The organism is Streptomyces sp. NPDC007162 (genome assembly GCF_040634175.1).
In the GTDB taxonomy this organism is placed as follows: domain Bacteria; phylum Actinomycetota; class Actinomycetes; order Streptomycetales; family Streptomycetaceae; genus Streptomyces.
Genome location: NZ_JBEYFC010000670.1, coordinates 1 through 4,149, shown reverse-complemented (window position 1 = coordinate 4,149; position 4,149 = coordinate 1). Strand labels below are relative to the sequence as shown.

Annotated in this window: 5 protein-coding genes; 3 read left to right on the top strand and 2 right to left on the bottom strand. The window is 73.3% G+C overall.

The window, feature by feature from the left end; genetic code table 11:
• A partial coding sequence (locus ABZ646_RS41740; protein ID WP_360531550.1) for an alpha/beta family hydrolase occupies nucleotides 1–579 on the bottom strand: 579 nt, incomplete at its 3' end.
• Nucleotides 580–588: 9 nt separating this feature from the next.
• Nucleotides 589–1,404, bottom strand: a complete 816-nt coding sequence (locus tag ABZ646_RS41735; protein WP_360531547.1) for an SOS response-associated peptidase — start codon at nucleotides 1,402–1,404, stop codon at nucleotides 589–591.
• A 51-nt stretch (nucleotides 1,405–1,455) separates the two neighbouring features.
• Here ABZ646_RS41735 and ABZ646_RS41730 point away from each other — a divergent pair, with 51 nt between their 5' ends.
• From ABZ646_RS41730 to rsgA, 3 genes are all read left to right on the top strand, one after another.
• Nucleotides 1,456–2,178, top strand: a complete 723-nt coding sequence (locus tag ABZ646_RS41730; protein WP_360531543.1) for a M50 family metallopeptidase — start codon at nucleotides 1,456–1,458, stop codon at nucleotides 2,176–2,178.
• A 60-nt stretch (nucleotides 2,179–2,238) separates the two neighbouring features.
• Complete coding sequence (gene aroA, locus ABZ646_RS41725) at nucleotides 2,239–3,567, top strand: 3-phosphoshikimate 1-carboxyvinyltransferase (protein ID WP_360531540.1); 1,329 nt, start codon at nucleotides 2,239–2,241, stop codon at nucleotides 3,565–3,567.
• A gap of 12 nt (nucleotides 3,568–3,579) precedes the next feature.
• Nucleotides 3,580–4,149, top strand: a 570-nt coding sequence (gene rsgA, locus ABZ646_RS41720) for a GTPase RsgA (protein ID WP_360531536.1), incomplete at its 3' end; no start/stop codon positions are given.

Below are 4,149 nucleotides of genomic sequence, written 5' to 3'. Positions count from 1 at the left end.
GTTGATGCCGCGCGGGGGGACCCCCATGGGCACCGCGAAGCCGTGATCGGCGCCCGGCACCTCCACCAGTTCGTAGTCCCCCTCGGGGAACTCGGCCGGCTTGCCGAACGGGTCGTTCCCGCCCTGCACGACGAGCGTGGGCACCCCGGCCCCCAGCAGTTCCGCGGCGCGTGACTTCTCCGGCCGGCCCGGCGGGTGCAGCGGGAAGCTCAGGGCGAGGACTCCGGCCGCGCCCAGTTCCGTGGCGGTACGGCAGGCGACCCGGGCGCCGGCGCTGCGGCCGCCGGAGACCACCGGCAGGCCGGGCGCCACGAGCGCGGGCCACACGCCCCGCCAGCCCGTGTCGAGCGTCTTCGGCGCGGGCGCGACCTTCCGGCCGGCGACCCGCCAGGGCTGCTCGACCAGCGCCACCGTCACGCCGTGCGCCGGGAGCGCGGCGGCGATCGCCCGCAGGTCCCGGGCTTCGATGCCACCGCCGGCCCCATGGCTCACGGCGAGCACGAGCCGCGCCCGCTCCGCCTCGTACCAGGTGACGCGGGCGTCCCCCGCCTCCGTAGCGACGATCTTCGATGTGCTCACGGGAGAAGGCTAGAAGAGGGTGCCCTCTTCGGGGCCCGCCAGCTCCTTCAGCAGCTCCGGCCCGTTGTTGCGGACGTTGCTGACGGCCGTGGCGACCGGGTAGGCCCGCATCAGGCCCTCCGGCGGCGGGGCCAGCAGCGGCCGCAGGTCCTCGACGTCGGTGCGCGCCGGGTCGAGCCAGGCGTCCCACCGGTCCGGGGTCAGCATCAGCGGCATCCGGGGGTGGATGTCGGCCAGCGTCCGCGGACCGTCCGCCGGGGCCACCGCGAGCGGCGCGGTCTCCGCCTCCGTCGTGATCACCGAGCACGTCGCCCACCAGGCCAGCGGATGGTCGTCGGGCAGCGTCCGGTCCCGCCAGAACTCGTACAGCCCTGCCATGGCGAACACGGACCCGTCGGCCGGGAGCACGAAGTACGGCTGCTTGCGCGGCCGCTTCTTCTTCCCCTCGACCTCCAGGTCCCGCTCCTCGGGGGCGGTGACCCACTCGTAGTAGCCGTCGGCGGGCACGATGCAGCGGCGGGCGGCGAAGGCACGGCGGTACGACGGCTTCTCGTGCACGGTCTCGGCCCGCGCGTTGATCATCCGGGCGGCACCCTCGGGGGACTTGGCCCAGGACGGCACGAGCCCCCACTTGAGCCTGCGCAGCTGCCGAACCGGGCGGCGGTCGTCGGCGTCTTTCAACGGACGGTCGAGAACGGCGTAGACCTCCTTGGTCGGCGCCACGTTGTAGTCGGGCTCCAGGGTCTCCTCGGGCTCCCACTTCTCCACTTCGAAGACTCCTGCGAGATCCTCGGGCCCACGACTGGATGCATACCGTCCGCACATACGTGCAACACTGCCAGACTCCGCCTGACCAGAGGGAGTAATCACCGCACCATGGAGAGCACCGCCGCCCTCGCGCTGCCCGACCTCTGGGACCGTCTGACGGGGACCCAGACCGACCCCGACCTGTGGGTGGTCCTCGCGACACTGGCCGCCGCGCTCGCGGTGGTCGTCCCGCACACCCTGTGGCGGATATCCCGCAACGCCGTCACCATCGCCCACGAGGGCGGTCACGGCCTGGTCGCCCTGCTCACCGGGCGCCAGCTCACCGGCATCAGACTGCACTCCGACACCAGCGGCCTCACGCTCAGCCGGGGCAAGCCGCACGGCATCGGCATGATCCTCACGGCCGCGGCCGGTTACACCGCTCCCCCGCTGCTGGGGCTGGGCGGGGCGGCCCTGCTGGGCGGCGGCCGCATCACGCTCCTTCTCTGGGTCGCCACGGCGCTGCTCGTCGTCATGCTGGTGATGATCCGCAACGCGTACGGCGTCCTGACGGTGTTCCTGACGGGCGGCACCTTCCTGCTGGTGTCCTGGCTGGCGGGCCCCCAGGTGCAGGCGGCGTTCGCGTACGCGGTGGTGTGGTTCCTGCTGCTTGGGGGCGTGCGCCCGGCGTTCGAACTCCAGGCGAAGCGCTCCCGGGGCGGGGCGGGCGACTCGGACGCGGACCAGCTGTCCCGCCTCACCCATCTCCCGGCGGCCATGTGGCTGTTCCTGTTCCACACCGTCTCGCTGTGCTCACTGATCGGCGGCGGCCGGTGGCTGCTGCACATGTGACAGGCCCCCACGGCGCCGCACCCGAAGGCTCCACAGGCGGCCGCACACTAAAGTGACCCCATGGCCGCAAACCCCACCGCACCAACCGCCCTCTGGCCCGCCCCCCACGCGCGCGGAGCCGTCGACGCGACGGTTCACGTGCCCGGGTCCAAGTCGGTCACCAACCGCGCCCTCGTCCTCGCCGCCCTCGCCTCCGAACCCGGCTGGCTGCGCCGCCCGCTCCGGTCCCGCGACACCCTGCTGATGGCCGGCGCCCTGCGCGCGATGGGCGTCGGCATCGAGGAGGGCGTGGGCCCCGACGGCTCCGGTGAGGCCTGGCGCGTGATCCCGGCGGGGCTGCGCGGCCCCGCCACCGTCGACGTCGGCAACGCCGGCACGGTGATGCGCTTCCTGCCGCCCGTCGCCACCCTCGCCACCGGCGACATCCGCTTCGACGGCGACCCGCGTTCCTACGAGCGTCCCCTGCACGGCGTGATCGACGCCCTGCGGGTCCTCGGCGCCCGGATCGACGACGACGGCCGTGGCGCGCTCCCCCTGACCGTGCACGGCAGCGGCGCGCTGGACGGTGGTCCGGTGTCGGTCGACGCCTCGTCCTCCTCCCAGTTCGTGTCGGCCCTGCTGCTCTCGGCGCCCCGTTTCAACCAGGGCGTGGAGGTCCGCCACACCGGTGCGAGCCTCCCCTCCCTCCCCCACATCCGGATGACCGTCGACATGCTGCGCGCGGTCGGCGCCCAGGTGGACACCCCGGAGTCGGGTGGCGAGCCGAACGTCTGGCGGGTCACGCCGGGCGCCCTGCTCGGCCGTGACCTGACCGTCGAGCCGGACCTCTCCAACGCCCAGCCGTTCCTGGCCGCCGCCCTGGTGACGGGCGGCAGGGTGCTGATCCCGGACTGGCCGTCCCGGACGACCCAGCCGGGTGACCGGCTGCGGGAGATCTTCACCGAGATGGGTGGTTCCTGCGAACTGACCGAATACGGCCTGGAGTTCACCGGTTCGGGCCGGGTCCACGGCATCGACGTCGACCTGGGCGACGTCGGCGAGCTCACCCCCGGCATCGCGGCGGTGGCCGCTCTCGCCGACTCCCCGTCCACGCTGCGCGGTGTCGCCCACCTCCGGATGCACGAGACGGACCGGCTGGCGGCGCTCACCAAGGAGATCAACGAGCTCGGCGGCGACGTCACCGAGACCGCCGACGGCCTGCACATCCGCCCGCGCCCGCTGCACGGCGGGACCTTCCACACGTACGAGGACCACCGCATGGCCACTGCCGGTGCGATCATCGGCCTGGCCGTGGACGGCGTGCGGATCGAGAACGTGGCGACGACCGCGAAGACCCTGCCGGACTTCCCCGACCTGTGGGCCGGGATGCTCGGGAGCGGTGGGGCGTAGGGGCGTACGACCATGCGCCGCTACGGCAAGCACACCGACGAGGACGACATCCGCTCCCGTCCCAACCGCAAGGGCAACCGGCCGCGGACCAACATCCGCCCCAAGCACGAGGACGCGGCCGAGGGCATGGTCCTCACCGTCGACCGGGGCCGGCTGACCTGCCTGGTCGAGGACCGTACGGTCCTGGCGATGAAGGCCCGTGAACTGGGCCGCAAGGCGGCGGTGGTCGGCGACCGGGTGGCCCTGGTCGGCGACCTGTCCGGCATGAAGGACACGCTGGCCCGGATCGTGCGCATCGAGGACCGCTCCTCCGTGCTGCGCCGTACCGCCGACGACGACGACCCGTTCGAGCGGGTGGTCGTCGCCAACGCCGACCAGCTGGCGATCGTCACCGCCCTGGCCGACCCGGAGCCCCGCCCCCGGCTCATCGACCGCTGCCTGGTCGCGGCCTACGACGGCGGTCTCACCCCCCTGCTGGTCATGACCAAGTCGGACCTGGCCCCGCCGGAACCTCCGACAACCCCCGCTCCGAGGACCCCCTCGCCATCCTCGCGACCATGCTCGAAGGCGCCGCCGGGGTGC